Origin of the sequence: Saccharothrix sp. ST-888, assembly GCF_000955975.1 — a bacterium.
Taxonomy (GTDB): Bacteria; Actinomycetota; Actinomycetes; order Streptomycetales; family Streptomycetaceae; genus Kitasatospora.
Genome location: NZ_JYJF01000014.1, coordinates 24,523 through 38,798 on the forward strand (window position 1 = coordinate 24,523; position 14,276 = coordinate 38,798).

Genomic DNA, 14,276 nt, shown 5'->3' on the forward strand with positions numbered 1-14,276 from the left:
TCCAGCAAGGGAGATCTATGTGGAATACGTGATCCTTGCCGTCGTCATCGCCGTGATCGCCATCGGCGCGGTCGCGGGGCTCGTCGTCAACGGCAGACGGCAGAAGCAGCTGCCTCCGAAGTCCGAGGCACCCGTCATCACCAAGCCGGCCGAGCCGAAGGCCGAGCCGGGCGCCACCGCGACGGTTGCTCCGACGGCCGCTCCGGAGGCCGAGCCGGGCGAGGCCCCGGTCGGCGAGCAGGCCGCGCCCACGGTGGCGGAGCCCACCGAGACCGTCGAGGAGGTGGAGCTCCCGGCGGCCGCCGAGGAGGCCCCGGCCCTCGAGGTCCCCGAGCCCACCGCCGGCCGCCTGGTCCGGCTGCGCTCCCGGCTCTCCCGCTCGCAGAACTCGCTCGGCAAGGGGCTGCTCACGCTGCTCTCCCGCGAGCGGCTGGACGAGGACACCTGGGAGGAGATCGAGGAGACCCTGCTCACCGCCGACGTCGGTGTCGCGCCCACCCAGGAGCTGGTGGACAAGCTGCGTACCAGGGTCAAGGTGCTCGGCACCCGTACGCCGGAGGAGCTGCGGGGGCTGCTGCACGAGGAACTGGTCGCGCTGATCGGCACGGACGCCGACCGCTCGCTGAAGACCGCCAAGCACGAGGGCGGCCGGCCGGCCGTCGTCCTGGTGGTCGGCGTCAACGGCGTCGGCAAGACCACCACCTCCGGCAAGCTGGGCCGGGTCCTGGTCGCGGACGGCCGCAAGGTCGTGCTCGGCGCGGCGGACACCTTCCGCGCCGCCGCCGCCGACCAGCTGCAGACCTGGGGCGAGCGGGTCGGCGCGCAGACCGTCCGCGGACCCGAGGGCGGCGACCCCGCCTCGGTCGCCTTCGACGCGGTCAAGGAGGGCATCGCCGAGCAGGCGGACACCGTCCTGATCGACACCGCCGGCCGACTGCACACCAAGACCGGCCTGATGGACGAGCTCGGCAAGGTCAAGCGGGTCGTCGAGAAGCACGGTCCGGTGGACGAGGTGCTGCTGGTGCTCGACGCCACCACCGGTCAGAACGGCCTGGTGCAGGCCCGGGTCTTCGCCGAGGTCGTGGACATCACCGGCATCGTGCTCACCAAGCTGGACGGTACCGCCAAGGGCGGCATCGTGGTCGCCGTCCAGCGCGAGCTGGGTGTCCCGGTCAAGCTGATCGGGCTCGGCGAGGGCGCGGACGACCTGGCGCCGTTCGAGCCGGGCGCGTTCGTGGACGCCCTGATCGGGGACTGATCCACCCGTACCCAGAGGGTCCGCTCCACATTGGGGCGGGCCCTCTTCGCGTAGCGCGAGGACAACCGGGGGCGCGAGGTCGCGCCCCGAGGCAGCGCAACGTGCTTACGGTGACATCGAGATCCGCTGTGCGGGGTCGGGCTCAGGAGGCGAGCCAGGCGGGTTCGGCGGAGCGCTCGCGGCTGCGGTGGCAGGCGTAGGCGAGGGTGCCGAGCAGGAGGCGGGCCTCCGGGGGGCAGCCGGCGCTGTCGCGGGACGGGCGGCGCAGCCAGCGGACCGGCCCGAGCGAGCCGAGCGAGCTGGGCGGCGCGGCGATCCAGCTGCCCTCGCCGTGGCAGGCCAGGTCGAGGGCGGCGTCGTCCCACCCCATCCGGTACAGCAGTTCGGGCAGCCGCTGCGCGGTGCCGACCGCGACGAAGAAGAGCAGCCGCCCGGTCGGCAGGGCGAGCACCGGGCCGACCTGGGTGCCCATCCGCTCCAGCCGGACCAGGGCCCGCAGACCGGGCTGCGCCGGTACGTCCAGGACGTCGAACGCGCGGCCGGCCGGGAGGAGTACGGGTGCGTCGCCGGCCCAGAGCTCGCGCAGGGCGACGGCGGGCGGTCCGGCCTCCGGGCGGGGACTGACGGTGTGCTCCGGGCCGACGGCGGTGTGCAGGCCGGGCGCCGCGCAGTGGGCTTCCCGGCAGCCGCAGCGGCCGTCCGCCGGGGTGCGGCCGGAGCCGACGGCGACCGTCCAGCCCCAGCGGCCGGTGTACTCGGCGGCGGCCTGGAAGGCGGTGGTCCGAGTGCGGCGGCGGGCACCGAAACGGAGATCACCGAAGAGGTTGTCCATGCCTCCCCCAACAGATTGTGTTTGCGGGTGGTTACGGGACTGTGACGGTGCGTCGATTGTCCGATGTGGAGTGTGTTGTGTGTCGGCGGCGCGCGCTGGACGGCGTGCTCCGATTCGGGTCGCTCGTGCGAGGAACCGCCTTGCCCCGGCGGGCCGGATGCCGGATCGTCGTTGCTGCACTGGGTGTCTCCGTCCTCATTCATGGCCGACAAGGCCCATGTCGTCGAAGCGAGTTGACCGTGGAGCGGGCGAATGCGGGCCGATCGGCGGGGGCGGAGCCGGGCCGACTTCCAGTGAAGCGTGGTGCGGTGCCGATTAGTTCACTCGTAGGGGTGGCGAAAGGTGGCGTTTCCCCGTTGGTGCTCCCCCGGATGGCGGACGGGGCGTTACGTTCGGCATACGGAACGCAGCGGACCGTCCACCTGGGGGCGGAGCCGAGACAGGCGCCGCCAGGTACGGCGGTCGGGTCATATGACAAACGGGCCCCCTGGGGCCGGGCGGGATGGGGACGTTCCCATGGCAGAGAAGCAACCGAACGAGAAGCTGACGTCCTGGTTCGGCCGCAGCGGCTGGTCCAAGGGCGAGCTGGCCCGCCAGGTCAACCGCCGCGCGCGCCAGATCGGCGCCCACCACGTCAGCACCGACACCTCACGGGTGCGCCGCTGGTTGGACGGTGAGCAGCCGCGCGAGCCGATCCCGAAGATCATGTCGGAGCTGTTCTCCGAGCGCTTCGGCTCGGTGGTCTCGGTCGAGGACCTCGGGCTGCGCACCGTGGTCCCGGTGAGCACCGTCGGCGGCGGGGTGGACCTACCGTGGAGCGGTGCCCAGACCGTCCAGCTGATCAGTGAGTACTCGCGCAGTGACCTGATGCTCAACCGCCGGGGATTCCTCGGCACTTCGCTCGCCCTGACCGCCGGTGCCGCGCTGATCGAGCCGATGCAGCGCTGGCTCACCCCCGGCCCGAGCGGCACGCCCACCCCGATCCTGGCCGCCGCCAACGGCGGGGAGCCGCACACCGGCCGGCTCTCCGAGCCGGAGCTCCAACTGCTGGAGCAGACCACGGTGATGTTCCGCCAGTGGGACGCGCAGAACGGCGGCGGGCTGCGCCGCAAGGCCGTGGTCGGCCAACTCCACGAGGTCACCGACCTGTTGCAGGAGACGTACCCCGAGCAGACCACCAAGCGGCTGTTCCGGCTGACCGCCGAACTCGCCCACCTGGCCGGGTGGATGTCGTACGACGTCGGTATGCACCCCAGCGCGCAGAAGTACTACGTCCTGGCGCTGCACGCCGCCAAGGAGGCCGGGGACCGGCCGTTCGGCGCGCTGATCCTCACCGACATGAGCCGCCAGATGATCCACCTCAACCGGGGCGAGGACGCCCTGGAGCTGATCCACCTGGCCCAGTACGGCAGTCGGGACACCGCCACTCCGCGCCAGCAGGCCCTGCTGTACGCGATGGAGGCCCGCGCGTACTCCAACATCGGTGAGATCAACCGCTGCGCCCGCGCGGCCCGGCTGGCCGAGGACACCTTCAGCGACTGCCGTCCCGGCGACAACGACCCGAACTGGCTCAAGTTCTTCTCCGAGGCGGAGCTCAACGCGGAGAACGCGCACTCCTTCCGCGACCTCGCCTACAACTCCACCCGCAGCCCGCTCTACGCCTCGATGGCGGCGCCGGTGATGGAGCGCGCCGTGGACCTGTTCCGGCAGGACGGGGACCACGTCCGCAGCTACGCCTTCAACCTGATCGGGATGGCCAGCGTCCATCTGCTGCAGAACGAGCCCGAGCAGGCCGTGGTGATGGCCGAGCAGGCCGTGGACATCGCCAGGACGGTCCGTTCCGAGCGGCTCAACACCCGGGTGCGCAAGACCTCGGCGGCCGCGTCGCGGACTTTCAAGGGCCTGGACGCGGTCGACCGGCTGGCCGAGCGGGTGGTGCACGACATCCCGGAGTTCGCCCCGTCCGTGTGACCGCCGTCCGGGTGAGGCAGCCCGGCGACGGCCTCCGTGTTCCGGCCGTCCCGGGCCTTCCGTCGTGACCGTGGACACCCCGCAGGTGGGCGACCGGCCGGGCTTCCCCCGCCCCGGAACCCAAGGGGCGCCACGGTCGGTGAGCCGTCGGCTGCGTCCGGTGCTGTGCGGCCGCACGGTAGCGCAGCCTGGCAAGTGACGCGGCCGCAATTCACGTGCTCGTAACTCTCCCGTCAACGCCGTCACGCCGGCGAAACAACGAGCCGCATCGGCCGAAATCAGCCTTCGGCACTCTCCTCTTCATCGCCGACACCCCGGGTGGCACGGGACAGGGATCCCGGGGGCGGTTTCATCAGAGGAGACGCCGATGCCGGACGGCTTCAGCGCGGGCGATACCGCCTTTGTGTTCATCAGTGCGGCCCTGGTCATGTTGATGACCCCGGGCCTGGCCTTCTTCTACGGAGGCATGGTCAGGGTCAAGAGCACGCTCAACATGCTGGCGATGAGCTTCATCTCGCTGGCCGTGGTCAGCGTGCTCTGGGTGCTCTACGGCTACTCGCTCGCCTTCGGCCCCGACGCCGGCGCCGGCCTGATCGGCAACCTCGACTTCCTGGGCATGCGCGGCATCGGGCTGAACGACCTCAGCGGATCGATCCCGGTCACCGCCTTCGCCTCGTTCCAGCTGATGTTCGCGGTGATCACCCCGGCACTGATCAGCGGTGCCGTCGCGGACAGAGCCAAGTTCTCCGCCTGGGCCCTGTTCGTGGCGCTCTGGGTGACGGTGGTCTACTTCCCGGTCGCGCACTGGGTGTTCTTCTTCGACAACGGCCACGGTGGCTGGCTCGGCGACCGCAGCGGCGTGATCGACTTCGCCGGCGGTACGGCGGTGCACATCAACGCCGGCGTCGCCGGTCTCGCGCTCTGCCTGGTGCTCGGCAAGCGGGTCGGATTCAGGAAGGACCCGATGCGGCCGCACAGCCTCCCCCTGGTGATGCTCGGCTCCGGGCTGCTCTGGTTCGGCTGGTTCGGCTTCAACGCGGGCTCGGCGCTGGCCGCCAACGGCGTGGCCGGGATGGCCTTCCTCAACACCCAGGTCGCCACCGCCGCCGCGATGCTCGGCTGGCTCGCCTTCGAGCGGATCAAGCACGGCGCGTTCACCACGCTGGGCGCCGCCTCCGGTGCGGTGGCCGGACTGGTCGCCATCACCCCGGCCTGCGGTTCGGTCTCGCTGCTCGGCGCGATCGCGATCGGCCTGCTCGCCGGCGCCGTCTGCGCCGCCGCGATCGGCCTCAAGTACCGCCTGGGCTTCGACGATTCACTGGACGTGGTCGGCGTGCACGCGGTCGGCGGCATCGTCGGCTCGCTCGCGGTGGGGCTGTTCGCCACCGGCCACGTCGGGCAGACTGCCCAGGGCCTCTTCTACGGCGGCGGGTTCGGGCAGCTCGGAAAGCAGGCGATGGGCGTCGCCGTGGTCGGCGTCTACTCGTTCGTGCTCTCCTGGCTGCTCGGTACGGCGATCCACCGGACCGTCGGCTTCCGGGTCGCCGAGGAGGTCGAGGTCGCCGGGATCGACCAGGCCGAACACGCCGAGTCGGCCTACGACTTCAGCGCGGTCGGGGCCAGCCTGGCCCGGGCCCTGTCCGCCCCCGGAACCGATCGGCCCGCAGCGCGGACCGCTGAGAAGCCGGCCGGGAAGCCTGCCGTGAAGACCACCGACAAGACCGCTGAGAAGCCTGCCAAGAGGACCGAGGTCGACGCCCGATGAAGCTCATCACCGCCGTCATCAAGCCGCACCGACTGGACGAGGTGAAGAACGCGCTGCAGGCCTTCGGCATCCAGGGCCTCACCGTCACCGAGGCCAGCGGCTACGGCCGCCAGCGCGGCCACACCGAGGTCTACCGCGGTGCCGAGTACACCGTCGACCTGGTCCCGAAGGTCCGGATCGAGGTCCTGGTCTCCGACGAGGACGCCGACGAACTGATCGAGGTCCTGGTCAAGGCCGCCCGCACCGGCCGGATCGGCGACGGCAAGGTGTGGAGCATCCCGGTCGACACCGCCGTCCGGGTCCGCACCGGGGAGCGCGGCCCCGACGCGCTCTGACGCGCTCTGACGCCCCAGCGGGAGCGGGGAACCGCACGACCGGCCACGCACCTCGGTAGCGGGCCGGTCGCGCGGTTCCCCGCTCCCCGTGGGCGCACCAGCGCCTACCATTCGGCACAGAGCCCAGCTCATCGGCACCACCCGCACCACGGATGGGGACCTTGACGTGACGACCCCCGACACCTCGCCCGCCGGAGATCCGGCCGGTCCGTCCGCCTTCGCCGCCGCCCGCAGCCGCCTGCTCGCCGAGCCGGGCCGGCACGGCGCCGAACGCAGGACAGCCCTCGCCGCGCTGGCCGACGACTGGCTGGCCGAGCTGTACGAGGCGTCCGGCGCACCGTCGGGAACCGCTCTGGTGGCGGTCGGCGGCTACGGCCGCGGCGAGCTCTCGCCGCGCAGCGACCTGGACGTGCTGCTGCTGCACCAGGGCACGCTCGACCCCGCCCTGCCGGAGCGGATCTGGTACCCGGTCTGGGACGGCGGCGCCGCGCTCGACCACTCCGTCCGCACCGTGTCCGAGGCCCGTACGGTCGCCGCCGAGGACCTCAAGGCGCAGCTCGGCCTGCTCGACGCCCGCCACCTCGCGGGCGACCCGGAGCTGACCGCCGCCCTGCGCTCCGCCGTACTCGCCGACTGGCGCGCCGCTGCCCCTAAACGGCTGCCCGAACTCCACCGGCTCTGCCTCGAACGCGCCGAGCGGCACGGCGAGTTGTCCTTCCTGCTGGAACCCGACCTCAAGGAGGCCAGGGGCGGTCTGCGGGACGTGGTCGCGCTCAACGCGATCGCCGCCAGCTGGCTCGCCGACGCACCCAGGGACGGCCTGGAGGCGGCCGCCGCGAAAATCGCCGACGTCCGCGACGCCCTGCACCTGGCCACCGGACGGGCCACCGAACGGCTGAGCCTGCACGACCAGGACCAGGTCGCCGAGCGGCTCGGGGTGCTCGACGCCGACACCCTGCTGCGCCAGGTGTACGAAGCGGCCCGCACCGTCAGCTACGCCGGTGACGTCACCTGGCGGGCCGTCGAACGCGTCCTCGCCGCCCGCACCGGCCGGGGCCGCCGGGTCGGCCGACTGGCCTTCCCGTTCACCGGCACCGGGCGCGGCTCGGGCGCGGTGGCACGCGGAGCCGTCGAGCGCAGACCGCTCGCCGAGGGCGTGGTCGAGCAGGACGGCGAGGTGGTGCTAGCCCAGGGCGCCCGCCCGGCGCAGGACCCGGTGCTGCCGCTGCGCGCCGCCGCGGCCGCCGCGCAGGCCGGGCTCCCGATCGGGTACGCCACCGTGCGCCGGCTGGCCGCCGAGAGCCGGCCGCTGCCGGTGCCCTGGCCCGACGAGGCCCGCGAGCAGCTGATCACCCTGCTCGGCGCGGGGGAGTCCTGTCTGCCGGTCTGGGAGGCGCTGGAGGCGGAGGGCCTGATCACCCGCCTGCTGCCGGACTGGGAGCGGGTCCGCTGCCGGCCGCAGCGCAACGCCGTGCACCGCTGGACGGTCGACCGGCACCTGGTCGAGACGGCGGTCCGGGCGGCCGGGATGACCCGCCGGGTGGCCCGGCCCGACCTGCTGCTGGTCGCGGCGCTGCTGCACGACCTCGGCAAGGGCTGGCCCGGCGACCACTCCGAGGCGGGCGAGGTGATCGTCCGGGACGTGGCGGTCCGGATGGGCTTCGACAAGGTCGACACCGAGACGCTGGCCCTGCTGGTCCGGCACCATCTGACGCTGGTCGACACCGCCACCCGCCGTGACCCGGACGATCCGGCCACCATCGACCTGATGACCAAGGTGGTCGGCACCCTGCCGCACCTGGAACTGCTGCACGCCCTCACCGAGGCCGACGCGACCGCCACCGGGCCCGCCGCCTGGAGCAGCTGGCGGGCGTCCCTGGTGGAGCGGCTGGTGGACCGGGTGGCGGCCCAGCTCGCGGGCGGCGACCCGTTCCCGGCCGAGGCCGAGCCCACCGTCGACCAGGAGCGCCTGGCGGTGGAGGCCGCCCGGACCGGCGAACCGGCGCTCGCCCTGCTCGCCCAGCCGCCGCAGGACGCCTTCGCGGCCGAGCCGACGGGCGTCGAGCTGACGCTGGCCATTCCGGACCGCCCGGCGCTGCTGAGCACGGCGGCCGGGGTGATCGCGCTGCACCGGCTGACGGTCCGCTCGGCGGCGCTGCGGCTGCTCGACCCGATCGGCGCCGGCCAGGTGCTGCTGATCCGCTGGAAGGTCGCCGCCGCGTACGGCGAGCTGCCCGAGGCGGACCGGCTGCGGGCGGATCTGCGCCGGGCCCTGGACGGTTCGCTGGACGTGGCCCGCAAGCTCGCCGAACGGGACGCCGCGGCCCCGCGCCGCCGGGGCATCACCACCCCGCCCCCGGTGGTCGCGGTCGCCCCCGGCGGCTCGTCCAGCGCCACCGTGCTGGAGGTCCGCGCGCACGACGCCCCCGGCCTGCTGCACCGGATCGGCCGGGCCCTGGACGCGGCGGGCGTGGTGGTCCGTACCGCCCACGTCAGCACGCTCGGCGCGGACGCGGTGGACGCCTTCTACCTCACCGATCCGGACGGCCGCCCGCTGGCGCCCGAGCGGGCCCGGGAGGTCGCCGCCCAGGTGCAGGGGGCGCTGTGCTGAACACCGGTGGGCCCGGGTGTTCCGTCCTGTGAGGCTGGGGACGCGGCTGGCGGGCGGTTGGCCTTCGCGGGCGGAGCCGCCCTGGTCACCCGGGTGGTGGAGGGCCTCCCGGACCGGGGCCGGGGGCGGGGTGGAGACCGTACCTGGGGCGGCCGGATACCCTGGGGGCGACGACAGTACCCGTACCGATGCCGCAAGGGACCCGCGACCGACGTGTTCGACACCCTCTCCGACCGCCTCGCAGCGACGTTCAAGAACCTCCGGGGCAAGGGCCGCCTCAGTGAGGCGGACATCGATGCCACCGCCCGCGAGATCCGGATCGCCCTGCTCGAAGCGGATGTCGCGCTGCCGGTGGTGCGGGCCTTCATCAAGCAGGTCAAGGACCGTGCGCTGGGCTCCGAGGTCTCCGGCGCGCTGAACCCCGCCCAGCAGGTCGTCAAGATCGTCAACGAGGAGCTCGTCAACATCCTCGGTGGCGAGACCCGGCGCCTGCAGTACGCCAAGTCCGGCCCGACGGTCATCATGCTGGCCGGTCTGCAGGGTGCCGGTAAGACCACCCTCGCGGGCAAGCTCGGCCACTGGCTGAAGAAGCAGAAGCACACCCCGCTGCTGGTCGCCTGCGACCTCCAGCGCCCCAACGCCGTCACCCAGCTGGGCGTGGTGGCGGACCGGGCCGGTGTCGCCTTCTACGGCCCCGAGGCGGGCAACGGCGTCGGCGACCCGGTCAAGGTCGCCCGGGACTCGATCGAGTACGCCCGGCAGAAGCAGCACGACATCGTCATCGTCGACACCGCGGGCCGCCTCGGTATCGACGCCGAGCTGATGCAGCAGGCCGCGGACATCCGCGCCGCGGTCAACCCGGACGAGGTCCTGTTCGTCCTCGACGCGATGATCGGCCAGGACGCGGTGACCACCGCGCAGGCCTTCCTCGAGGGTGTCGACTTCACCGGTGTGGTGCTGTCCAAGCTGGACGGCGACGCCCGTGGTGGCGCGGCGCTCTCGGTCGCGCACGTCACCGGCCGCCAGATCATGTTCGCCTCCAACGGCGAGAAGGTCGACGACTTCGACGCCTTCCACCCGGACCGGATGGCCTCGCGCATCCTGGGCATGGGCGACGTGCTCTCCCTGATCGAGAAGGCCGAGCAGACCTTCTCGCAGGCCGAGGCGGAGAAGATCGCCTCCAAGCTGCAGGGCGGCGGCAAGGACTTCACCCTCGACGACTTCCTGGCCCAGCTGGAGCAGGTCCGGAAGATGGGCTCGATCTCCAAGCTGCTCGGCATGCTGCCCGGCATGGGCCAGATCCGCGAGCAGATCAACAACATCGACGACAAGGACGTCGACCGGGTCGGCGCCATCATCAAGTCGATGACCCCGGCCGAGCGCACCGACCCGAAGATCATCAACGGCTCGCGGCGCGCCCGTATCGCCAAGGGTTCGGGCGTCCAGGTCGGCGAGGTCAACAACCTGGTCGAGCGGTTCTTCGACGCCCGCAAGATGATGTCCGCGATGGCCTCCGGCAAGGGGATCCCCGGTATGCCGGGCATCCCGGGCATGGGCGGCGGCGCCAAGAAGTCCGGCAAGAAGGCCCCGGCGGCCAAGGGGCGCAAGAAGTCCGGCAACCCGCTGAAGCGGGCCCAGGAGGAGGCGGCCGCCGCGCAGCGCAAGGCGCTCGGCCCCGGCGGCCAGCAGGCCCCGGCCGAGGGCGGCGCCTTCGGCCTCGGTGCGGGCAAGGGCCCGGCGGACTTCGAGCTCCCCAAGGAGTTCAAGGACCTGCTCTGAGTCCTCAGGGGCCCGGCGAAGCCCTTCGGGGTCGCGGGTGAGCCATCCAGGGGCGCGGGGAACTGCGCGACCGGTCCTCCACGGAGGTGCCCGGCTCGTGGCGCGGTTCCCCGCGCCCCTCGGCGTCGCCCGGCCGGCTCGGCACCCCGAGGCGCCATGGCCGTGGGCCGTACGCATGACGGATGATGGGTGCGTGCGAGTGATGATCCGAGCCCCGAAGCCCGCAGACGTGCCCCTGTACGCCGATGCGGTCCGGCGGTCGGCCGAGCACGTCGGCCGGTGGAACCCGGTCGAGCCGGACGGCCTGGCGGACCTGCTGGAGCGTCAGGGGCCCGGGCTGCGGACTTTCCTGATCGTGGACCTGGACACCGGTGGCCTGGTCGGCAAGTGCAATGTGGCCAACATCGTGATGGGCCGGTTCTGCAACGGTGCGCTCGGCTACGACTCCTACCTGCCGTTCGTCGGGACCGGCCGGATGAGCGAGGGAATGCGGCTGGTCGTCGACCGCTGCTTCGCCCCGCTGGAGTACGGCGGCCTCGGGCTGCACCGATTGGAGATCAACGTCCAGCCGGACAACGACCGTTCGATCGCACTGGCGAAGCGGCTCGGCTTCCGGCACGAGGGCCACACCCCCCGGATGCTCTTCCTGGACGGCGCCTGGCGCGACCACGACCGCTTCGCGCTGACGGCGGAGGAGTGGGAGCCGCTGCCCAGGGGGTAGCCGGGGCGCGGCGTTTCGCATGGATCGCCCGTCCGGTCGTCCGTATCGTCCGGCGGGTGAGCACTCCCGTACCGCCGCGCCAGACCCCCGACCAGCCCTGGCGCTCGGAGGGAGCCCCGCCCCCGCCGCCGCCCCGCCGGAAGATGCCCGGCGGCTGGGTCGGGCTGGTCCTCACAGCCCTGGTCGTCTTCCTGATCTCGGACCTGCTGCTCAGCTTCCTCGGCACCGGCGGATCGACCACGATCTCCTACACGGAGTTCAACAACCAGCTCGGCAAGGGCAACATCACCAAGATCTACGCCAAGGGCGACGCGATCGAGGGCACCCTGAAGAGCGCCGCGCCCACGCCTGAAGGCAAGGGGAACTACAGCGAGTTCACCACCCAGCGGCCGTCCTTCGCCGACGACAACCTCTGGTCTGGGCCACCCTCCAGCAGCAGCAGCAGCAGCACGTCACCGTCACTGCCGAGCCCGTCGTCCAGCAGCGCAGCTTCCTCTCCAACCTGCTGATCTCGCTCGCCCCGATGCTGCTGCTGATCCTGGTCTGGGTGCTGCTGGCCCGCCGGATGGCTGGCGGCATGGGCGCCGCCGGGGCGTTCGGCCGCAAGGCGCCGCCGAAGCCCGTGGACACCACGGCGGGCCGGCGCACCACCTTCGCCGACGTGGCCGGCATCGACGAGGTCGAGGCCGAACTCACCGAGGTGGTCGACTTCCTGAAGAATCCGCAGGCCTACCGCAGGCTCGGCGCCAAGATGCCGTGCGGCGTCCTGCTCAGCGGCCCGCCCGGCGCCGGCAAGACCCTGCTGGCCCGGGCCGTCGCGGGCGAGGCCGATGTGCCGTTCTTCTCCGCCTCCGCCTCCGAGTTCATCGAGATGATCGTCGGCGTCGGCGCGAGCCGGGTCCGCGAACTCTTCGCCGAGGCCCGCAAGGTGGCCCCCGCGATCATCTTCATCGACGAGATCGACACCATCGGCCGCCAGCGCGGCGGCAGCGGCAGCATGGGCGGCCACGACGAGCGCGAGCAGACCCTCAACCAGATCCTGACCGAGATGGACGGCTTCACCGGCTCCGAGGGCGTGATCGTGATCGCGGCCACCAACCGCGCCGAGATCCTCGACCCGGCCTGCTGCGCCCGGGACGCTTCGACCGCCGGATCACCGTCAGCCCGCCGGACCGCGGCGGCCGCGAGGCCATCCTGAAGATCCACACCCGGGGGTGCAGCTCTCCCCGCGCAGCGACCTCGACCAGCTTGCCAAGGTCACCCCGGGCATGACCGGCGCCGACCTGGCCAACCTGGTCAACGGGGCAGCCCTGCCGGCCGTCAAGCGCAAGCAGGACCAGGTCGGCCCGGACGACCTCTCGGACGCCCTGGAGAAGGTCCAACTCGGCGCCGTGCGGCCGCTGGTGATGCCGCAGAGCGAGCGTGAGCGCACCGCGTACCACGAGAGCGGCCACGCGCTGCTCGGCATGCTGCAGCCGGGCGCCGACCCGGTCCGCAAGATCACCATCGTGCCGCGCGGCCGGGCCCTCGGCGTCACCCTCTCCACCCCCGACACCGACCGGTACTCCTAAACCGAGCCGTACCTGCGCGGCCGGATCATCGGCGCTCTCGGTGGGATGGCCGCCGAGCAGGTCGTCTACGGGATCATCACCACCGGCGCCGAGAGCGACCTGGAGCAGGTCACCAACATCGCCCGGGGCATGGCGGGGCGCTGGGGCATGAGCGAGCGGGTCGGCCGCCTCACCGCCGTCCCGAGCGACAGCCAGGGCACGTACGGGCTCTCGGCCGCCCCCGCCACACTGGACGCGGTCGACCAGGAGGCCCGGCGGATCGTCGCCGAGTGCTACGACGACGCGATCCGCCTCCTCACCGAGCACCGCGCGAAGCTGGACGCCCTCGCCACGGCTCTGCTGGAGGCCGAGACCCTGGACGAGGAGGCCGCCTACCGGGCGGCGGGAGTGCCGCGCAGACAGCCCGACCTGCCCTGAGGCCGTCTGCGGCCGGGCGGGTCCGGTCCGGTGGTTCCGGCTCCGGTGGATCCGGCCCGGCCGTTCGGGGTGGTGCTGGATTCGGCGGTTCAGGCCCGGCGGCTGCGGCTGCGGCTGCGGCTGGCGTGCAGGCGTGGCCGACGGGCTGTCGGGTGGCCTCCGGTCAGCGGACCCGCTCGGCGATGACGTACCGGAACAGGTTGGCCATCCGCACCGAGGCGTCCGGTTGGACGAACGGGTGCAGCGCCTCCTCCAACTCCTTCTCCACCAGGGCCGCGCCGGAGTCCTCGATCGCCGCCTCGTAGACGCCCGTCGAGAGCATCCCGCGTACCGCGCTGTCCAGATCCGGATAGGCGAACGGGCAGTTCACCCGGCCGCTGCCCGCCGGGCGCAGTCCGGCGTCGGCCAGCAGCGCCTCCAGCGCGCCGGGCGTGCTCAGCGCGAACGGGTCGCAGCCGGATGCCGGGGCGGCGCGGCGGCGCGCCACGTCCAGGACGACGGCGCTCTCGCAGCGCTCCGGCGGACCCCAGCCCGCCAGCACCACCTGCCCGCCCGGGAGGGCCAGCCGGGCGGCCAGAGCCACCGACTGCTCCGGTTCGGCGGACGGTCGCAGGAACGGTGCCTGCCACAGTTCGAAGAGAGTCACCAGTGAGTAGGCCGTGCGGGGGAACATCCCGGCGGACCGGTCGCGGTGTCCGGGACCGGACACCCGCAGCCGCCGGCCCTGCGCCAGCTCGCGCAGCTCCGTGTCCGGCTCGAGGCCGGCCGCCTGGGCACCCCGCTCCGCCGCCAGCAGCAGGGACAGCCCCGACCGGCAGCCGAGACCGAGCAGACTGGTCGCCGCGCCGACCTCCAGGCGCTCGTACACGGCCTGGTAGAGCGGTACGAGCATGCGTTCCTGGATTTCCGCCCAGTCGCGCGCCCGTCCGCGTGAACGCGCCCCACCATGGGCGCTGGGTCGCTGCGCGGTCGTACCGGTCACCTGCGCTGAAGCCATCGCGGCCTCCCATCCGGTT

At 72.7% G+C, this 14,276-nt stretch carries 11 protein-coding genes and 1 pseudogene; 10 read left to right on the top strand and 2 right to left on the bottom strand.

From position 1 onward, the window contains the following. Positions 1 to 19 precede the first annotated feature (19 nt). Positions 20 to 1,258, top strand: a complete 1,239-nt coding sequence (ftsY, locus tag UK12_RS08075) for a signal recognition particle-docking protein FtsY (protein ID WP_045301186.1) — start codon at positions 20 to 22, stop codon at positions 1,256 to 1,258. A 142-nt stretch (positions 1,259 to 1,400) separates the two neighbouring features. On the opposite strand, the gene UK12_RS08080 is transcribed toward ftsY, so the two are convergent. Next, positions 1,401 to 2,090: a bifunctional DNA primase/polymerase gene (locus tag UK12_RS08080; protein ID WP_045301188.1), complete on the bottom strand. Its 690-nt coding sequence runs from the start codon at positions 2,088 to 2,090 to the stop codon at positions 1,401 to 1,403. A gap of 516 nt (positions 2,091 to 2,606) precedes the next feature. Here UK12_RS08080 and nsdA point away from each other — a divergent pair. From nsdA to UK12_RS43080, 9 genes and pseudogenes are all read left to right on the top strand, one after another. Further along, on the top strand, positions 2,607 to 4,061 hold the full coding sequence (gene nsdA, locus UK12_RS08085) for a transcriptional repressor NsdA (protein WP_231591093.1): 1,455 nt from the start codon (positions 2,607 to 2,609) through the stop codon (positions 4,059 to 4,061). A 367-nt stretch (positions 4,062 to 4,428) separates the two neighbouring features. Beyond that, complete coding sequence (locus UK12_RS08090) at positions 4,429 to 5,826, top strand: ammonium transporter (protein ID WP_045301193.1); 1,398 nt, start codon at positions 4,429 to 4,431, stop codon at positions 5,824 to 5,826. Then, the gene (locus UK12_RS08095; RefSeq protein WP_045301195.1) at positions 5,823 to 6,161 is read left to right on the top strand and encodes a P-II family nitrogen regulator; all 339 of its coding nucleotides are present in this window, start codon (positions 5,823 to 5,825) and stop codon (positions 6,159 to 6,161) included. The genes UK12_RS08090 and UK12_RS08095 overlap by 4 nt, the downstream gene beginning before the upstream one ends. A gap of 166 nt (positions 6,162 to 6,327) precedes the next feature. Further along, entirely contained in the window at positions 6,328 to 8,772 is a 2,445-nt protein-coding gene (locus UK12_RS08100) for a [protein-PII] uridylyltransferase (protein WP_045301197.1), read from the top strand. Positions 8,773 to 8,985: 213 nt separating this feature from the next. Next, positions 8,986 to 10,551, top strand: a complete 1,566-nt coding sequence (ffh, locus tag UK12_RS08105) for a signal recognition particle protein (RefSeq protein ID WP_045301199.1) — start codon at positions 8,986 to 8,988, stop codon at positions 10,549 to 10,551. 202 nt (positions 10,552 to 10,753) lie between these two features. Beyond that, positions 10,754 to 11,272, top strand: a complete 519-nt coding sequence (locus tag UK12_RS08110; protein WP_231591096.1) for a GNAT family N-acetyltransferase — start codon at positions 10,754 to 10,756, stop codon at positions 11,270 to 11,272. Between the two features lie 56 nt (positions 11,273 to 11,328). Further along, positions 11,329 to 11,781 carry an ATP-dependent metallopeptidase FtsH/Yme1/Tma family protein gene (locus tag UK12_RS41020; RefSeq protein WP_197084652.1) on the top strand — a complete coding sequence of 151 codons (453 nt, stop codon included), beginning with the start codon at positions 11,329 to 11,331 and terminating at the stop codon, positions 11,779 to 11,781. Positions 11,782 to 11,795: 14 nt separating this feature from the next. Next, positions 11,796 to 12,470, top strand: a complete 675-nt coding sequence (locus UK12_RS41025) for an AAA family ATPase (protein ID WP_197084653.1) — start codon at positions 11,796 to 11,798, stop codon at positions 12,468 to 12,470. Positions 12,471 to 12,486: 16 nt separating this feature from the next. Beyond that, positions 12,487 to 13,260 (top strand): annotated as a pseudogene (locus UK12_RS43080) (hypothetical protein). 163 nt (positions 13,261 to 13,423) lie between these two features. Here the strand turns inward: UK12_RS43080 and UK12_RS08120 are convergent. Continuing rightward, positions 13,424 to 14,257 carry a class I SAM-dependent methyltransferase gene (locus UK12_RS08120; RefSeq protein WP_197084656.1) on the bottom strand — a complete coding sequence of 278 codons (834 nt, stop codon included), beginning with the start codon at positions 14,255 to 14,257 and terminating at the stop codon, positions 13,424 to 13,426. Between the last annotated feature and the right edge of the window lie 19 nt (positions 14,258 to 14,276).

Coding starts and splice junctions, on each gene's coding strand:
- UK12_RS08090 (WP_045301193.1), top strand. CDS start 4,429: ATGCCGGACGGCTTCAGCGCGGGCGATACCGCCTTTGTGTTCATCAGT.
- UK12_RS08095 (WP_045301195.1), top strand. CDS start 5,823: ATGAAGCTCATCACCGCCGTCATCAAGCCGCACCGACTGGACGAGGTG.
- UK12_RS08120 (WP_197084656.1), bottom strand. CDS start 14,257: ATGGCTTCAGCGCAGGTGACCGGTACGACCGCGCAGCGACCCAGCGCC.
- nsdA (WP_231591093.1), top strand. CDS start 2,607: ATGGCAGAGAAGCAACCGAACGAGAAGCTGACGTCCTGGTTCGGCCGC.
- UK12_RS41025 (WP_197084653.1), top strand. CDS start 11,796: ATGCTGCTGCTGATCCTGGTCTGGGTGCTGCTGGCCCGCCGGATGGCT.
- UK12_RS08110 (WP_231591096.1), top strand. CDS start 10,754: ATGATCCGAGCCCCGAAGCCCGCAGACGTGCCCCTGTACGCCGATGCG.
- UK12_RS08080 (WP_045301188.1), bottom strand. CDS start 2,090: ATGGACAACCTCTTCGGTGATCTCCGTTTCGGTGCCCGCCGCCGCACT.